The organism is Burkholderia sp. HMSC10F09 (assembly GCF_001806955.1).
In the GTDB taxonomy this organism is placed as follows: Bacteria; Pseudomonadota; Gammaproteobacteria; order Burkholderiales; family Burkholderiaceae; genus Burkholderia; species Burkholderia multivorans.
Map to the genome: position 1 here is coordinate 1 of NZ_KV786623.1, position 15,575 is coordinate 15,575.

The 15,575-nt window shown below is 68.3% G+C and carries 15 protein-coding genes and 1 pseudogene; 7 read left to right on the top strand and 9 right to left on the bottom strand.

Going from position 1 to position 15,575, the window contains the following annotated elements; all coding sequences use genetic code 11:
• Both HMPREF3115_RS08060 and dapF read right to left on the bottom strand, forming a co-directional pair.
• Positions 1 to 529, bottom strand: a 529-nt coding sequence (locus tag HMPREF3115_RS08060; RefSeq protein ID WP_070554032.1) for a DUF484 family protein, incomplete at its 3' end; no start/stop codon positions are given.
• Positions 530 to 568: 39 nt separating this feature from the next.
• Positions 569 to 1,438 (bottom strand): diaminopimelate epimerase, encoded by an 870-nt coding sequence (gene dapF / locus HMPREF3115_RS08065; protein WP_053297805.1) that lies wholly within the window; start codon positions 1,436 to 1,438, stop codon positions 569 to 571.
• A gap of 408 nt (positions 1,439 to 1,846) precedes the next feature.
• Here dapF and HMPREF3115_RS32280 point away from each other — a divergent pair.
• Positions 1,847 to 1,957 (top strand): annotated as a pseudogene (locus HMPREF3115_RS32280) (XRE family transcriptional regulator); the annotation flags it as partial.
• A 36-nt stretch (positions 1,958 to 1,993) separates the two neighbouring features.
• Here the strand turns inward: HMPREF3115_RS32280 and lpxL are convergent.
• Positions 1,994 to 2,878, bottom strand: a complete 885-nt coding sequence (gene lpxL, locus HMPREF3115_RS08075) for a lauroyl acyltransferase LpxL (protein ID WP_006407180.1) — start codon at positions 2,876 to 2,878, stop codon at positions 1,994 to 1,996.
• A gap of 265 nt (positions 2,879 to 3,143) precedes the next feature.
• Between lpxL and metK the strand changes: the two genes are divergently transcribed.
• Positions 3,144 to 4,331 carry a methionine adenosyltransferase gene (gene metK / locus HMPREF3115_RS08080; protein WP_006407179.1) on the top strand — a complete coding sequence of 396 codons (1,188 nt, stop codon included), beginning with the start codon at positions 3,144 to 3,146 and terminating at the stop codon, positions 4,329 to 4,331.
• 95 nt (positions 4,332 to 4,426) lie between these two features.
• Here metK and HMPREF3115_RS08085 read toward each other — a convergent pair whose 3' ends face one another.
• On the bottom strand, positions 4,427 to 4,768 hold the full coding sequence (locus HMPREF3115_RS08085; protein WP_006413290.1) for a hypothetical protein: 342 nt from the start codon (positions 4,766 to 4,768) through the stop codon (positions 4,427 to 4,429).
• Between the two features lie 352 nt (positions 4,769 to 5,120).
• On the opposite strand from HMPREF3115_RS08085, the gene HMPREF3115_RS08090 reads away from it, so the two are divergent.
• The gene (locus HMPREF3115_RS08090) at positions 5,121 to 5,894 is read left to right on the top strand and encodes a phytanoyl-CoA dioxygenase family protein (RefSeq protein WP_059939300.1); all 774 of its coding nucleotides are present in this window, start codon (positions 5,121 to 5,123) and stop codon (positions 5,892 to 5,894) included.
• A gap of 152 nt (positions 5,895 to 6,046) precedes the next feature.
• On the opposite strand, the gene HMPREF3115_RS08095 is transcribed toward HMPREF3115_RS08090, so the two are convergent.
• Positions 6,047 to 6,256, bottom strand: a complete 210-nt coding sequence (locus HMPREF3115_RS08095) for a DUF3185 family protein (RefSeq protein ID WP_006409941.1) — start codon at positions 6,254 to 6,256, stop codon at positions 6,047 to 6,049.
• 178 nt (positions 6,257 to 6,434) lie between these two features.
• Here HMPREF3115_RS08095 and mgrA point away from each other — a divergent pair, with 178 nt between their 5' ends.
• Complete coding sequence (gene mgrA / locus HMPREF3115_RS08100; protein WP_006407175.1) at positions 6,435 to 7,478, top strand: L-glyceraldehyde 3-phosphate reductase; 1,044 nt, start codon at positions 6,435 to 6,437, stop codon at positions 7,476 to 7,478.
• Between the two features lie 87 nt (positions 7,479 to 7,565).
• Here the strand turns inward: mgrA and HMPREF3115_RS08105 are convergent, their stop codons facing one another.
• Together HMPREF3115_RS08105 and HMPREF3115_RS08110 are read right to left on the bottom strand one after the other, a co-directional pair.
• Entirely contained in the window at positions 7,566 to 7,751 is a 186-nt protein-coding gene (locus tag HMPREF3115_RS08105; protein WP_006402976.1) for a hypothetical protein, read from the bottom strand.
• A gap of 292 nt (positions 7,752 to 8,043) precedes the next feature.
• On the bottom strand, positions 8,044 to 8,925 hold the full coding sequence (locus HMPREF3115_RS08110; RefSeq protein ID WP_059939303.1) for a DMT family transporter: 882 nt from the start codon (positions 8,923 to 8,925) through the stop codon (positions 8,044 to 8,046).
• Between the two features lie 670 nt (positions 8,926 to 9,595).
• On the opposite strand from HMPREF3115_RS08110, the gene HMPREF3115_RS08120 reads away from it, so the two are divergent.
• Both HMPREF3115_RS08120 and HMPREF3115_RS08125 read left to right on the top strand, forming a co-directional pair.
• Entirely contained in the window at positions 9,596 to 9,808 is a 213-nt protein-coding gene (locus HMPREF3115_RS08120) for a hypothetical protein (protein ID WP_006402972.1), read from the top strand.
• A 58-nt stretch (positions 9,809 to 9,866) separates the two neighbouring features.
• Entirely contained in the window at positions 9,867 to 10,889 is a 1,023-nt protein-coding gene (locus tag HMPREF3115_RS08125; RefSeq protein ID WP_006407170.1) for a serine/threonine protein kinase, read from the top strand.
• A gap of 147 nt (positions 10,890 to 11,036) precedes the next feature.
• Here HMPREF3115_RS08125 and HMPREF3115_RS08130 read toward each other — a convergent pair whose 3' ends face one another.
• Positions 11,037 to 12,479, bottom strand: coding sequence for a coniferyl aldehyde dehydrogenase (locus tag HMPREF3115_RS08130; RefSeq protein WP_070554036.1), 1,443 nt, complete (start codon positions 12,477 to 12,479; stop codon positions 11,037 to 11,039).
• 626 nt (positions 12,480 to 13,105) lie between these two features.
• On the opposite strand from HMPREF3115_RS08130, the gene HMPREF3115_RS08140 reads away from it, so the two are divergent.
• Complete coding sequence (locus tag HMPREF3115_RS08140; RefSeq protein WP_070554041.1) at positions 13,106 to 14,746, top strand: GMC family oxidoreductase; 1,641 nt, start codon at positions 13,106 to 13,108, stop codon at positions 14,744 to 14,746.
• A gap of 24 nt (positions 14,747 to 14,770) precedes the next feature.
• On the opposite strand, the gene HMPREF3115_RS08145 is transcribed toward HMPREF3115_RS08140, so the two are convergent.
• On the bottom strand, positions 14,771 to 15,575 hold an 805-nt coding region (locus HMPREF3115_RS08145; RefSeq protein ID WP_141751655.1), incomplete at its 5' end, for a flagellar hook-length control protein FliK.

A 15,575-nucleotide genomic window follows, 5' to 3' on the forward strand; every position in this document is an offset into this window, starting at 1 on the left:
CGTCGCCGCCGTCCGCCGCATTCGCGGCCGGCGCGGCCGGCGCGGCCACCGCCGGCGCGAGCCACTGCGCGGCTTCGAAGCCGGTGTTCGCGCCGCAATACGGCGTCACGAGGCCGTTGGCGAAGAGCCGCACTTCCTCGCCGACCTGGCGCGCGAAGTCTGCTTGTGCGTACGTATCGGCGACGTCCCAGACGCGCAGCGCGGTCTGCGGCACGTCGAACACGTCGGCGATGCCGTCGGCGATCGTGCGCGGCAGCGCGTACGGATCGCGCTCGGCAATCACGCGCGCGGTCCAGCGGCCGAACTTCGCGGACAGGCTGTCGTTCTCGTGCCCGTAGCGCACGAGTTCGGCGAGCCGGCGTTCGAGATGCTTGTTCTTGTCGCGCAGCATCTCCATCTGCCGTTCCTGCAGCGAGATCGCGGCCTTGCCGTGCGGGTTCGCGAGGCGGATCGTCGCGAGCAGTTCGGCGTGCCGCGCGAAGAATTCGGGGTTGGCGAGCAGGTAGTCGGCGACTTCGCGATCGTTCATGTGACTGGCGCGTTCTTCGGGTTATCGGACGTTGAAAGGTCAGGCGGGCAGGTCGATCTCGCCTTCGAACACGGTCGCCGCGGGGCCGGCCATCATCAGCGCGGCCGATTCGTCGCGTGCGCCGTCCCAGCCGATCGTCAGCGTGCCGCCGTGCGTGTGCACGGTGACCGGCGAATCGAGCAGCCCGCGCCGGATCCCGGCCGCGACGGCCGCGCATGCGCCGGTGCCGCACGCGAGCGTTTCGCCTGCGCCGCGTTCGTACACGCGCAGCTTCACCTCGCTGCGCGACACGATCTGCATGAAGCCGGCGTTCACGCGCTGCGGAAAGCGCGCGTGGCGCTCGATCAGCGGGCCTTCGTCGAGCACCGGATACGCTTCGGCATCGTCGACGACCTGTACCGCATGCGGATTGCCCATCGAGACCGTCGAGATCCAGCGCGTGCGGCCGCCGACCTCGAGCGGCCACAGCGTGTCGCGGCCTTCGGTGCGGCCGTCGAGGCCTGACGCGTCGAACGGCACCTGCTCGGGCGCGAACACGGGCGCGCCCATGTCGACGACCACTTCGCCGTTGTCCTGCATCGTCAGCGTGATGAGGCCCTTCATCACCTGCACGCGCACGCTGCGCTTGTCGGTGAGGCCGCGATCGCTGACGAACTTCACGAAGCAGCGCGCACCGTTGCCGCAGTGTTCGACTTCGCCGCCGTCGCAGTTGAAGATCCGGTACTTGAAGTCGGCGCCGTCGACGGTCGGCTTCTCGACGAGCAGCAGCTGGTCGGCGCCGATGCCGAAGTGGCGGCTGGCGAGCGCGCGCACCTGCGCGGCGGTGAGCGGTGGCAGCGTGCGCGAATAGCCATCGAGCACGACGAAGTCGTTGCCCGCGCCGTGCATCTTGGTGAACGAGAGTTTCACTGGGTCCGGAATTCCATGGCGAACGAGGCGGTCGGCACCGCGCGGACGACGACGCGCGCTATCGCGCGGCGCCATTCGTCGGGCCGATCTCAACCGCAAATGATACATGCAGCGGACCGGGGCGTCCCGCGCGGACGGGCGCTTCGCGTCGGGCCGCGGGCATGAACGTACGCCGATTCGGCCGATTGGCGGACTGGTTGCGCGCGCGACGACGGCGCAGATTGACCCGGCGCGGCATGGCACGCATGCGCCGGCCGGCGAAGTTCGCGGCATGGGCCGCGAGACGCACGCATGCGCAAACCGGCGCGCGTGGTTTCGTACGCGTCAAATTGACAACCCGATCACGCGATTCGTGTGGCTATACGCCGTGCAGCCCATGCTGTCGAACGCCGCGCTCGACAGCGCGAGGAGAATGGCGGCCGCGCCGATTTGTGGCTCGCGCAGCAGTCGGCCTACGATCCATGGCAGGCGCGCGCGAAGGGCGCGCCGAAAGTCGCGCGGGCGCAGGCTCGCATCTGAACCGCGCCCGTACCTCCGCGCCGCTGCGCCGCCGCCTCAGTAAAGGCTCGGCTCGCCCGGCGGCCGCGTCTTGAAGCGCTTGTGCACCCAGTAGTACTGCTCGGGCATCAGCGGAATCTGCTCCTCGAGGAATTCGTTCATCCGCCGCGCATCGAGATCGTCGTCGCCGGTCGGGTAGTGGTCCCACGGCTTGAACACCCTCAGCCGGTAGCCCTTGTAGTTCGGCAGCACCTCGCCGATGAACGGGACGACCTGCGCGTGGCCCGTCTTCGCGAGCCGGCCGACGGCCGTCAGCGTGCAGGCCGGCACGCCGAAGAAGGGTACGAACGTCGAGTTGCGCAGCCCGTAGTCCATGTCGGCGCCGAGCATCACCGGCTTGCGGTCGCGCAGCCAGCGCAGCACGACGCGCGCGCTGTCGGCGCGTCCGACCATCTCCGCGTCGAAGCGGCCGCGCGCCTTCTTCGCTTCGGCTTCGAGCACCGGATTCGAGAACGGCTGGTACAGCGACCCGCAGCGGCGGTGCAGCGACCGGTTCAGCCAGATCGAGCCGGCCTCGATGCCGACGAAGTGCAGGCCGAGGAACAGCGTCGGCGGCAGGTCGGGATCGTCCAGATCGATCGCGCTGTCGACCTGGATCAGCTTCGCGAGCTTCTTCTCGGAGCCGAACCACTGGACGCTGCGCTCGACGTAGCTGCGGATCGCATGGCGGAAGTGCCGGCCGGCGACTTCCTCGCGGCGTGCGTCGCTCCAGTCCGGAAAGCAGAGTTTCAGGTTGGTGTGTACGATGCGCTTTCGCCGGCTGGGAATCTGGTACAGCAGCCAGCCCAGGCCGTCGCCGATGCGCGCGGTGAGACCGTACGGCAGCAGGGCGAACAGCTTCAGCAAGCCGATGGCGAGGTGCGTGCCGAGACGGCCTAGCATGCGGGACCTCCGAGGGACCGGCGGGCCGGCGCGTTGCGAACAGGGGGGTAGGACAGCGGAAGATGCAGCACGGGCGGCGCTCTGTGACAATTCACGAAAGCCGCTATAATACGGGCTTCGCCGAGTTAACTGACAACTTGCGGGGCGAAGCCGGTTGGCGCGATGCGCGCTGCCCGGCACTGGTAATCCGCTAAAGCGTCGCCGCTTCAGGCCGAAAGAAGCTGGCTACGTGAAACCAACCGTAACCACACAGGAGCCTGAAAAAGTGGCAAACGATTATCTCTTCACGTCCGAATCCGTCTCCGAAGGTCATCCGGACAAGGTCGCCGACCAGATCTCGGACGCGATTCTCGACGCCATCCTCGAACAGGACAAATACTCCCGCGTTGCCGCCGAAACGCTGTGCAACACGGGTCTCGTCGTCCTGGCCGGCGAAATCACCACGACGGCCAACATCGACTACATCCAGATCGCGCGCGACACGATCAAGCGCATCGGCTACGACAACACCGACTACGGCATCGACTACAAGGGCTGCGCGGTGCTCGTCGCGTACGACAAGCAGTCGCCGGACATCGCGCAGGGCGTCGATCGCGCGCACGACGACAACCTCGATCAGGGCGCGGGCGACCAGGGCCTGATGTTCGGCTATGCCTGCGACGAAACGCCGGAACTGATGCCGCTGCCGATCTATCTGTCGCACCGCCTCGTCGAGCGCCAGGCGAGCCTGCGCCGCGACGGCCGCCTGCCCTGGCTGCGTCCGGACGCGAAGTCGCAGGTCACGATCCGCTACGTCGACGGCAAGCCCGATTCGATCGATACCGTCGTGCTGTCCACGCAGCACGCGCCGGACATCGAGCTGCCGGCGCTGCGCGAAGCCGTGATCGAGGAAATCATCAAGCCGACGCTGCCGGCCGACCTGATCAAGGGCGACATCAAGTTCCTCGTGAACCCGACCGGCCGGTTCGTGATCGGCGGCCCGCAGGGCGACTGCGGTCTGACGGGCCGCAAGATCATCGTCGACACCTACGGCGGCGCGGCTCCGCACGGCGGCGGCGCGTTCTCGGGCAAGGATCCGTCGAAGGTCGACCGTTCGGCTGCGTATGCGGGCCGTTACGTCGCGAAGAACATCGTCGCCGCGGGCCTCGCGTCGCGCGCGCTGATCCAGGTGTCGTACGCGATCGGCGTGGCCGAGCCGACCTCGGTGATGGTCAACACGTTCGGCACGGGCCGCGTGTCGGATGCGGTGATCACGAAGCTCGTGCGCGAGCATTTCGACCTGCGTCCGAAGGGCATCATCAAGATGCTCGACCTGCTGCGCCCGATCTACGAGAAGACGGCCGCTTACGGCCACTTCGGCCGCGAAGAGCCGGAATTCTCGTGGGAAGCGACCGACAAGGCGCTCGCGCTGGCCGAAGCGGCCGGCGTGGAGCCGACGGCACGCGTCGCGTAAGCGCGGTTCGCCCCAAAACGAAAAACCCCGGCGTGCCGGGGTTTTTTCTTGTGCGTCGCCCGCGCACGGGCGCGGATGCGGTGATGCCGCTCGATTCAGCGGCCGCCGAACCCGAACCAGCCGTTGCTCGCCGCGAGGCGGCGCGGCCGGTTGACGCGGCGCTGCGGCGCCTGCGCGCGGCGCAGCGCGAGCGCGCGCAGCGACGACGGCTTTTGCAGCAGCGAGCGCAGGCCCGCGCGGCGCGCGAGCGCCTGCGCGCTCATCAGCGACAAAAAGGCGTGAAACCACGCGCGGATGCCGTCGAGCCGGCTGAGCGCGTGCGTACGCTCCGCCAGCGCGCGCACGCGCGTCCGGTGATGGCGCAGCGGGCGGGCGGGAGCGGACGGTACGACGCGCTTGGCAGCGCGGCTGAGACGGGAAGTCAGACGGAATGGCATGTGAACGATGCTTCGCTTGAATGGTGGCGCCCTTGAAGAGCGCACTGGTATGAACGGCCTCGGATGGCGCAACGCATCTTACCGAAAGTCGTTGCGCGCCGCGCCCGCCAGAATTGACAGGCCGCGACAGGCTACAGCGGTTTCATGACGGGCAAAAGTCGCGATAAACCCTTGTGCCGTCTGGCACGCGCCGAATTGCGCCTGTCGCTGAGGCCGCTGCGGCGCCGAACAGTTCCGTTGATCGCGATCAAATTGCCGATTGGCATGCCCCTGCGCACGACAATGGTGCTGTTCGCCCGATCGGACGCCGATTTACAATCGTCACATTCACACAATAATCGCGTGGCATCCCATGTCGTCTCCCTTGCAGTCGGAATCGATCCGCGAGCAGGTCGCGGAATTGCGCGAACGCGGCTTCGTCGTCGCGCGCGGCCTCGTCGGCGAGCAGCAATGCGCGACGCTCAAGCGCATCGCGCAGCAGCAGCTCGAAGAGGCCGCGGCGCCGATCGAGTTCGAAGCGGATCTGCGCTATCCGGGCGCACCCGAGTCCAAGCATGCGCCGGGCGGGCACACGGTGCGGCGGCTGCTCGACGCGTACGGCCGCGATCCGGCGTTCGCCGAGCGCGCGATCGCGCCCGAGATCGGCGCATGGATGCGCACCTACTTCGGCGAGCAGCCGGTGCTGTCGCGCGCGCATCACAACTGCATGATGACGAAGCACCCCGCGTACGGCAGCCTGACCGGCTGGCATCGCGACTTTCGCTACTGGGCGTTCGAGCGCGCCGACATGGTGTCGGTGTGGCTCGCGCTCGGCCCCGAGACGAACGAGAACGGCGCGTTGTGGCTCGTGCCGGGCTCGCATACGGCCGAATTCGGGGCCGATGCATTCGACGACGCGAAGTTCTTCCGCAGCGATCTGCCCGCGAACCGCGCGATGATCGACGCGGCGACGTGCCCGTCGCTGAACGCCGGCGACGTCGTGTTCTTCCATTGCAACACGCTGCATTCGGCCGGGCAGAACCGCTCCGACGACGTGAAGTTCTCGCTCGTCTACACGTATCACGGGATCAGCAACCGGCCGATCCCCGGCACGCGTTCGGCATCGAAGCCGGAAGTGCAGTTCTAGGCGCGCTGCATGGGCGCGAGGCGCAGCGAGCGACGGCCGCTGCGACGAACCGAAACGACGGACCGAAACGACGGGCGGCCTGGCCGCCCGTTGCGCTGTGCGCGGGCCGGTGCGTGCGACGCGTTCATGCGCGCCCGAACCGGCGCGATCGATCAGCGCTTGTTGCCGCCCGGCATCGCGAGGCCGATCAGGCCGACCAGCAGCGCGACGGCGCCGCCGGCGATCAGCAGGATCGTCTTCGTCGCCGGCGAGCCGGTGAAGAAGCGCGACAGATTGTCGTTGAGCGAATGAAACGACTGCCCGCCGAAATACAGCAGCACGATGCCGCCGACGAGCAGCGCAACCGAGATGACCCGGGACATACCAACCTCGCGGAAACGGTGATTCGAGACGCCGCAGTGTAGGGGACGACCGCCGCTGCGTCCATCGCCGTGCGCGCTTGCGCGGCGTTCGCTACCATTACCGGCGTGCTTGCTTGCCGCCGGCGCGCGCATGCGCGTTCGGCGCGTTCCTCCTCCGATGTCCTCACGGGAAAAATCCATGGCCTACGAAGCAGCTTCCGAACGTTATGCCGACATGCAATACCGCACCTGCGGCAAATCCGGGCTCAAACTGCCCGCGTTGTCGCTCGGTTTGTGGCACAACTTCGGCGATTCGACGCCGATCGCGACGCAGCGCGACATCCTGCGCACCGCGTTCGATCTCGGCATCACGCATTTCGATCTCGCGAACAACTACGGGCCGCCGTACGGCAGCGCGGAGATCAACTTCGGCCGGCTGCTGAAGGAGGATTTCCGTCCGTACCGCGACGAGCTGCTGATTTCGACGAAGGCGGGCTGGGACATGTGGCCGGGCCCGTACGGCAGCGGCGGCGGCTCGCGCAAGTACGTGCTCGCGAGCCTCGATCAGAGCCTGCAGCGGATGGGGCTCGATTACGTCGACATCTTCTATTCGCATCGCTTCGACGCGCATACGCCGCTCGAAGAGACGGCCGGCGCGCTGGCAGCGGCGGTGCAGCAGGGCAAGGCGCTGTATATCGGCATCTCGTCGTACTCGGCGGCGAAAACGCGCGAGATGGCCGAACTGCTCGCGCAGTACAAGGTGCCGCTGCTGATCCATCAGCCGTCGTACAACATGCTGAACCGCTGGATCGAACGCGAGCTGCTCGACACGCTCGACGAGATCGGCACGGGCAGCATCGCATTCACGCCGCTCGCGCAAGGGCTGCTGACGTCGAAATACCTCGGCGGCGTGCCGGCCGATGCGCGCGTGAACAAGCCGGGCGGCGGCTCGCTGAAGGAGGAGCATCTGAGCGCGACCAACCTCGAGCACGTGCGCAAGCTGAACGAGATCGCGCAACGGCGCGGGCAGAGCCTCGCGCAGATGGCGCTCGCCTGGGTGCTGCGCGGCGGCCGCGTGACGTCCGCGCTGATCGGCGCGAGCCGCGCGGAGCAGGTGCGCGAAAACGTCGGCGCGCTGAAGAACCTCGAGTTCTCGGCCGAGGAGCTCGCCGAAATCGATCGCTACGCGACCGAAGGCGGGATCAATCTGTGGGAAAAGCCGTCGACCGATCAGGCGATCTGAACGGCAAGCGATGCGGCGTGCGCGCGTTCGCGCGCGCCGCAGCAGCGCGGCACGACGAGCGCATCGGCGGCGCGCCTGCGCGTGCCGCTAGATCAGTGCCGGTAGCCCTTCGACGAGCAGCACCGCCACGCCGACGCCGAGAATCACGCCCAGCGCGCGCAGCAGGTTGTGGCGGAACTGCGTCGCACACGGCACTGCGCCGAGAAATAGCGCGCCGGCGAGCGCCATCGGGATCAGAAGGATGAAGTCGCCGATCGTGAAATAGGTCGTCATGCGTGTCTCCTACGTGTGCCGAAGCCGCATGCGGCTCCGGCGCCATGCCGGGCATGTCTCGTTTCATGCGTCCCGATCGCGAGCGGGACGTCGTTTCGAGTATAGGCAACGCGGCGGCGTTTTTCGCTATCCGAACCATTAAAAAGTCTGCGGAAAACCCGGAAAACCGCGCATTTTTTCGCGTATTCGACGAATGCCTTGCATCAGTCTTTCACATTGATTGCGGTTTCCCGGCGCAACGCCGCATCGTCGGCGAGGCGGCCGCCACACCGGCTGTGCGGCGGCCGCTCGCTCATGCGCGGCCGGACTGCGCGCGTGTAGCCGGCGTGCGGAACACCAGCGCGAGGCCGGCGACGATCGCCGCCATGCCGACGAGCGCGAGCGGCGCGGGGCGATTGCCGAGCCACATTGCGTCCATCAGCGTGGTGACGATCGGCACGAGGTAGAACAGGCTCGTCACGTTGACGAGATCGCCGCGCTGCATCAAGCGGTAGAACAGCAGCTGCGCGACGACCGAGATCACGATGCCGAGCCACAGCAGCGGGACGACGAACGCCCAGCTCACGTCGAACGCGATCGGCCGGAACGGCAGGACCATCGCGCACAGCACGAGCCCGATCGCGTTCTGCAGCGGCAGCACGTCGGCGGGCGCGGCGCGCACGCGCTTTTGCAGCAGCGAGCCGACCGTCAGCGCGCCGAGCGCCAGCAGCGCGCATGCAATGCCGGACATCGGCAGCCGCGCATCGCCGATGCCGCGGCAGACGACGAGCGCCAGTCCCGCGAGCGCCAGCGCGAGCCCGGCAACGCGCATCGGTTGCCAACGACGCTCGACGAAAGCGAGCGTCAGGATCGGCTGTACGCCGAGGATCGTCGCAAGCACGCCGGGCGCGATGCCGCGTTCGAGCGCGAGCAGATAGAAGATCGAGTAGCCGCCCATCATCAGCACGCCGGTCAGTACCGTCATGCGCCGTTCGCCGCGCGGCGGCAGCCAGCGCCCGCGCAGGCGCGCGAGCACGAGCAGCACGAGCGAGGCGAGCGCGAAGCGCGCGGCGAGAAATACGAAGGCGGAGGCATGACGCAAGCCGAGTTCGGCGAAGATCGCGCCGCTGCTCCAAAGCAGCACGAACAGCGACGTCGCCCCATGCGCGCGTAGCGCGGGTTTGAACGAAACCATAGGAATTCACCTGTCTGAACGAATCGGAACGTTCCATGCGCACGCGTCACGACGCGCGTGCGTCAAGGCGCACGAACGTCGACAGGCGGCGAATGGAAGACGAAGCGAAAGGCCGGCCGATCAGCCGGCGAGTGCCGGCGGGGGCGGCGCGGCGCCGACGAGCGGCGGTGCGACAGGCGGGGGAAGAATCGACGGATGCGTGCACGCCCGCGGCCGCGCGTCGGGCAGCGGCCGGCATCTCGCAAAGGCGGACGTGAGCGAATGCATCGTGTCGAAGGCAGTGGAATGCGAATGAACGTCAAAGGTACCGCATTGCGCGCACGCCGGCAACGGATGCGTGGATCGCCGCCGCTCGACATGCATGCCCGCTGCGCGCGCCTGCTGCGCGCGCCTGCATACGCGCCGGATGCGCTTGCGCGGAATCGGCGGCGGCCGACAGGCGACAGGGTATGATGGGGGCATCCGCGCGAGCAAGCGCCCGTGCGGCGCAGTGGTTGATTGGAGACATTCGACGAAATCGCGGCGCTTTGCCCGCTTCTTCTTCTTTTCGCGCTTCGATAAACCGTGAACAATGGGATCGCGCGCAACGCTCCGGCGAGAGCGGCGCCGATCGCGCGTTTGCCGGCCTTCCACAAGGCCGCGTTTCAAGTTTCAAGAGTGGGGAACCATCATGCATGTCGGGTCGATTGTTTGCACTACCCATATCGCGGTGCCGAAGGGCGCGCGCGGGATCGTCCAGCGCATCCTGGGCGACATGGCCATGGTGACCTGGTACGCGGGCGTGCCGGGCGAGTCCAAGGAACTCAACACCGAGCCGTTCTTTCTCGAGGATCTGATCGACACCGGCGAATCCGTGCTGCCGGCCGGCGCGGCGATCCACTGATCGAGCGCGCCGTGCCGAACGCTCGTCTTTCGGCGCGGCGCGCGGCACAATGCGGGGGATGAACGACGTCACCTCCGCCCCCGCTTCTCCCGACGGCCCGCCGTTTGCCGGTCTCACGCCCGAGTGCGTGCTCGATGCGCTCGACAGCGTGCTGATGCCGGCCGGTCTGCGGACCGACGGGCGCCTCCTTGCGCTGAACAGCTACGAAAACCGCGTCTATCAGGTCGGCGTCGAAGACGGCCCGCCCGTCGTCGCGAAGTTTTACCGTCCGGCGCGCTGGTCTGACGAAGCGATCCTCGAGGAACACGCATTCGTCGCCGAACTCGCCACGCGCGAGATTCCGGCCGTGCCGGCGCGCCCATTCGACGGCCGCACGCTGCATGCGTTCGGCGGCTTCCGCTTCTCGATCTTCGAGCGCCGCGGCGGCCGCGCGCCCGATCTCGATCGCAGCGATACGCTCGAATGGCTCGGCCGCTTCATCGGCCGCATTCATGCGGTCGGTGCGACGCAACCGTACGTCGCGCGTCCGTCGCTCGACATCCGCACGTTCGGCTACGAGCCGCGCGACTATCTGCTCGCGCACGATTTCATTCCCGACGACGTACGGCCCGCGTACGAAACGGCCGTCGCGCTCGCGCTCGAAGGCGTCGAGGCGGCGTTCGAGCGCGCAGGCGAGATCCGCATGCTGCGCACGCATGGCGACTGCCATCCGAGCAACGTGCTGTGGACCGATGCGGGCCCGCATTTCGTCGACTTCGACGACAGCCGGATGGCGCCCGCGGTGCAGGATCTGTGGCTGTTGCTGCCCGGCGATCGCGCGGGCGCATCGCGCGCGCTCGCGGACCTGCTCGCCGGCTACGAGGATTTCTGCGAATTCGAGCCGCGCGAGCTGCATCTCGTCGAAGCGCTGCGCACGTTGCGGCTGATCCATTACGCGGCGTGGCTCGCGCGACGCTGGGACGATCCCGCATTCCCGGCAGCGTTTCCGTGGTTCAACACGCATCGATACTGGGAAGCGCGCGTGCTCGAACTGCGCGAGCAGATCGGTGCGATGCAGGAAGGGCCGTTGTGGCCGGTGTGACGGCACGCGCGGCAACCGCGGCCGCTTGCATCTGCCGATGACGGCCGCTCGCCGCCGGGCGACTCGTGCCCGATACGCCAAGCATTCGCTGCGTCGCGCGCAACCGTTCTCGTCGCGACGCCCGCCCCTTCCGTATGTCGGCAGACCCTAGAACTTCAGCATCAGCTTGATCACCGCCGCGAAGCGCTTGCCGTACGGCGGTGCGATCAGTCCGCGCAGGTTGATCCGCGGCTGCATGACGACCGGCTTCATCTTCGAGAACGTGACGAAGCCGTCGTAGCCGTGATACGCGCCCATCCCGCTCGCGCCCACGCCGCCGAACGGCAGGCTGCTGCACGCGATGTGCATCAGCGTCTCGTTGACCGTCACGCCGCCGGAGATCGTCTCGTGCATCACGCGCTCGATCGTGCCCGCATCCTCGTCGAACAGATAAAGCGCGAGCGGACGCGGGCGCGCGTTCACGTACGCAATTGCTTCGTCGAGCCGCTCGTACGGCACGAGCGGCAGCAGCGGCCCGAAGATCTCCTCGTGCATTACCTGCGCCGACGCCGGCACGTGCGTGAGCGCACACGGCACGAAGCGGCGCGACGCCGGATCCGATGCCGCGTCGGACAGCGCGTGCAACTGCGCGCCCGCCGCCTGCGCGTCGCTCGCGAGTTGCTGCAGTCGCGCGAAATGGCGGTCGGACACGATCGTCGTGTAGTCGCCGTTGTTTTGCAGATCGGGATAGAGCGTCGCGAAGCGGGCGCGCGCGCGCTCGATGAACGCGGCCTCCATGCCGCGCGGCAGCAGCACGTAGTCGGGCGCGATGCAGGTCTGCCCGGCGTTCAGCGTCTTGCCGGCGACGATCGCGTCGACGGCCGCATCGAAGCGCGCGTTCGGACCGATGATCGCCGGCGACTTGCCGCCGAGTTCGAGCGTCACGGGCGTCAGGTTGTCGGCCGCCGCGCGCATCACGTGGCGGCCCACTTGCGTCGAACCGGTAAACAGCAGGTGATCGAACGGCAGCGCGCTGAACGCGGCGCCGACCTGCGCATCGCCGTTCACGACGGCGACGTGGTCGCGCGCGAACGTCGTCGCGATCAGCTGCTCGAACAACGCAGCGGTGCGCGGCGTCAGTTCGGACATCTTGATCATTGCGCGATTGCCGGCCGCCAGCGCGCAGACGAGCGGGCCGGCCGCGAGCAGCACCGGGTAGTTCCACGGCGCGACGATGCCGACCACGCCGAGCGGCTGCGGGATCACCTTCGCGCGTGCGGGGCGCAGCCACTTGTTCATCGGCTTGCGCATCGGCTTCATCCAGCGTTTGCCGTGCCGCAGCGCATCGTCGATCTCTTCCTTCGCCATCCAGATTTCCGCGAGCAGCACTTCCTGCTTCGAACGATGGCCGAAGTCCGCGCTGATCGCATCGGCGAGCGCGTCCGCGTGGTCGATCAGCATCGTGCGCAGCGCGCGCAGATGCCGCGCGCGCGTCTCCCATGCCGGATACGGCGCACGCAGATAGGCCGCGCGCTGCTCGCGCAGCAGCGTATCGAGTGCGTCGATCGACGGCTGCGCTTGCGGCGCCAGTTCGGGCAGATCGTTCTTCATGTCGTCTCCTTCAGGATGTCGGTGCGCGTCGGGCGGCAGCAGGCGAGGCGGGACGGCAAGCGTCGCGCCCGCGCGACGGTGACGCCGCACGGAGTACGCCGCGCGTGGCATGCGTGCGCGGCATCGCGCAGCGTCGAATGGCGCCGCACGTGCAACGAGCGATCACCGGGCGATGCACCGTTGCCGTGCGCGGCAACGCGCGCACGGGACACTGCGCGCGACCCGTCGAATCGTTGCGCGCGCAGACCGTCCAAACGGTCGGCAATGGCTATCGCCGTTCGATTCGCGCCGGACGCGCGCGTCGTACCATGCGCGGCCGTGCACGTGCGCGTTTGAAATGAAATGCGCAGGCCGCGCGGCGCGTCCCGGTCGTCCGGGCGGCATGCGGCCTGCAGAACCTGACGCTGCATCGTCTCTCTCCCGTTTCGCGACGGATCGGCTTCTGGCGGCCGGTGCATCGCGCGCAGTCAATCGGCACATCTTAAATTTAGTCCACGCGCACGTTTAGAGGAATCGCTCTTGAATCGTCGCGCCGCGCAGCAGACGGCCGTTCCTACAATGCCCGAACATTACAAGCGGGACCCGGGCCGCGCCGGGCGCCCCGCATGACACGAAGGAGACGTGACATGCAATACGACTACATCATCGTCGGCGGCGGCTCGGGCGGTTCGAGCGTCGCCGCGCGCCTCGCCGACGCGTGCCCGGACGCGACGATCGCACTCATCGAAGCCGGCCCGCACACCGAGCGCAATCTGCTCGTCAACATGCCGGTCGGCATCGCGGCGCTCGTGCCGTTCAAGCTGCGCACCAACTACGGCTACGAGACCGTGCCGCAGCCGGGCTTGGGCGGGCGCCGCGGCTATCAGCCGCGCGGCCGTGGCATGGGCGGCTCGAGCGCGATCAACGCGATGATCTATACGCGCGGCCATCCGAGCGACTACGACGAATGGGCGCAGCTCGGCGCGACCGGCTGGGGCTGGCAGGACGTGCTGCCGTATTTCCGCCGCGCGGAAGGCAACCAGCGCGGCGCCGATGCATGGCATGGCGCCGACGGTCCGCTGACGGTATCGGATCTGCGCTTTCGCAATCCGTTCTCCGAACGATTCATCGCGGCCGCGCATGCGGCCGGCTATCCGCTCAACGACGACTTCAACGGCGCGACGCAGGAAGGCGTCGGCTTCTATCAGGTCACGCATCGCGACGGGTCGCGCTGCAGCGTCGCGCGCGCATACATCTACGGCCGCAACCGGCCGAACCTGCACGTGATCACCGATGCGACCGTGCTGCGCGTCGGCTTCGACGGCAAGCGTGCGGTCGGCGTCGCGGTGTCGCGCAACGGACGCATCGAGACGCTCGGCGCGCGCGCGGAAGTGATCCTGTCGGCGGGCGCGTTCAACTCGCCGCAACTGCTGATGTGCTCGGGCATCGGGCCCGCCGCGCAGTTGCGCCGGCACGGGATCGCGGTCGTGCACGATGCGCCGGACGTCGGTGAAAACCTGATCGACCACATCGACTTCATCATCAACACGCGCGTGAATTCGTCGGAGCTGGTCGGCATCTGCCTGCGCGGGATCGCGAAGATGACGCCCGCGCTTGCCCGCTATTTCTCGAGCCGCACGGGAATGATGACGAGCAACGTCGCGGAAGCGGGCGGCTTCATCAAGAGCGATCCGTCGCTCGATCGGCCGGACCTGCAGCTGCATTTCTGCACGGCGCTCGTCGACGATCACAATCGCAAGATGCACTGGGGATTCGGCTATTCGCTGCACGTGTGTGCGCTGCGGCCGTACAGCCGCGGCACGGTCGCACTCGCGAGCGGCGACGCGCGCGACGCGCCGCTGATCGATCCGCGCTTTTTCAGCGATTCGCGCGATCTCGACCTGCTCGTGCGCGGCGCGCAGGCGATGCGCCGCATCCTGTCGCAGCCGCCGCTCGCCTCGCAGGGCGGTCGCGAGCTCTACACGCATCCGGATCAGAGCGAAGCCGAGCTGCGCGAAGCGATCGTCGCGCATGCGGACACGATCTATCACCCGGTCGGCACGTGCCGGATGGGCTCGGACGCGCGCGCGGTCGTCGATCCGCAACTGCGCGTGCGCGGCGTCGAAGGGTTGCGCGTCGTCGATGCGTCGGTGATGCCGACGCTGATCGGCGGCAACACGAATGCGCCGTCGGTGATGATCGGCGAACGCGCGGCGGACTTCATCGTCGCCGCGCGCAGGGGCGGCGTGCCGCGCGATCAGCCCGCGGCCACCGTGCACGGCCGCTGAGCGGCGTGCGGCGCGGCGCGATGTTCAGGCGAACGTATCGACGAGGCCCGCGCGGCGCGCGACGGCGGCGCTCGATGCGGCCGTCGCGGATGGCGCGGCGTCGACCGGTGCATCGGCGCCTGACGACCCGCCGCCCGCGCGCTGCGACGGCCGGCCGCCGGCGAACTGCTGTTGCGGCTGCTGCTGCGATGCGAAGCCGCCGTCGCTGACGGTCGCGCTGCCGAGCCCGAGCCCGCCCGCTTCCATCGCGTCGCGCAGCTTCGGCAGCGCGGCTTCGACCGCGTCGCGCACCTGCGCATGCTGCGATACGAACAGCGCATGCGCGTGGTTGTCCGCGACGCGCAGCACGACCTGCAGCGGCCCGAGGTCCGGCGGGTTCAGCGTCAGCTCGGCGCTTTGCTGGTGCGCATTCGACAGGAACACGACCTTCTGGCTCAACGCGTCCGTCCAGTCGGCGGTGCCGACCGGCGGCGCGAGCACGTGCGCGTTCGCCGCGGCGATCGCGGCCGATGCCGGCGGCGTCGGGAGATTCGCATGCGCGGCGGCGGTCGCGGCGGCCGCCGCGAGCGTTGCGGCGGCATTCGGTTCGGCCGCGTCGGTCGCGGCAGCGGCCGTATGCGCGTCGGGTTGCGTCGCCGCTGCACTCGGCGGCGTGGCCGATGCCGGCTGCGCGGCGGCTTGCGCTTGTGCCTGCGTTTGCGCTTGCGCTTGCGCCTGCGGCGCCGCGCCCTTCGCATCGGCGAGCACATGGCCGAAGGTTGGCGCCTTCGGGATCGGCGGCGTCAGCGGCGCCGCGGCCGTTGCGGCGCTCGACGGCGCAGCCGCGCCC

Excerpts from the sequence above, each read along its gene's own strand:
- lpxL (WP_006407180.1), bottom strand. The coding sequence starts at position 2,878 with ATGCTAGGCCGTCTCGGCACGCACCTCGCCATCGGCTTGCTGAAGCTG.
- HMPREF3115_RS08085 (WP_006413290.1), bottom strand. The coding sequence starts at position 4,768 with ATGCCATTCCGTCTGACTTCCCGTCTCAGCCGCGCTGCCAAGCGCGTC.
- HMPREF3115_RS08090 (WP_059939300.1), top strand. The coding sequence starts at position 5,121 with ATGTCGTCTCCCTTGCAGTCGGAATCGATCCGCGAGCAGGTCGCGGAA.
- HMPREF3115_RS08095 (WP_006409941.1), bottom strand. The coding sequence starts at position 6,256 with ATGTCCCGGGTCATCTCGGTTGCGCTGCTCGTCGGCGGCATCGTGCTG.
- mgrA (WP_006407175.1), top strand. The coding sequence starts at position 6,435 with ATGGCCTACGAAGCAGCTTCCGAACGTTATGCCGACATGCAATACCGC.
- HMPREF3115_RS08105 (WP_006402976.1), bottom strand. The coding sequence starts at position 7,751 with ATGACGACCTATTTCACGATCGGCGACTTCATCCTTCTGATCCCGATG.
- HMPREF3115_RS08110 (WP_059939303.1), bottom strand. The coding sequence starts at position 8,925 with ATGGTTTCGTTCAAACCCGCGCTACGCGCGCATGGGGCGACGTCGCTG.
- HMPREF3115_RS08120 (WP_006402972.1), top strand. The coding sequence starts at position 9,596 with ATGCATGTCGGGTCGATTGTTTGCACTACCCATATCGCGGTGCCGAAG.
- HMPREF3115_RS08125 (WP_006407170.1), top strand. The coding sequence starts at position 9,867 with ATGAACGACGTCACCTCCGCCCCCGCTTCTCCCGACGGCCCGCCGTTT.
- HMPREF3115_RS08130 (WP_070554036.1), bottom strand. The coding sequence starts at position 12,479 with ATGAAGAACGATCTGCCCGAACTGGCGCCGCAAGCGCAGCCGTCGATC.
- HMPREF3115_RS08140 (WP_070554041.1), top strand. The coding sequence starts at position 13,106 with ATGCAATACGACTACATCATCGTCGGCGGCGGCTCGGGCGGTTCGAGC.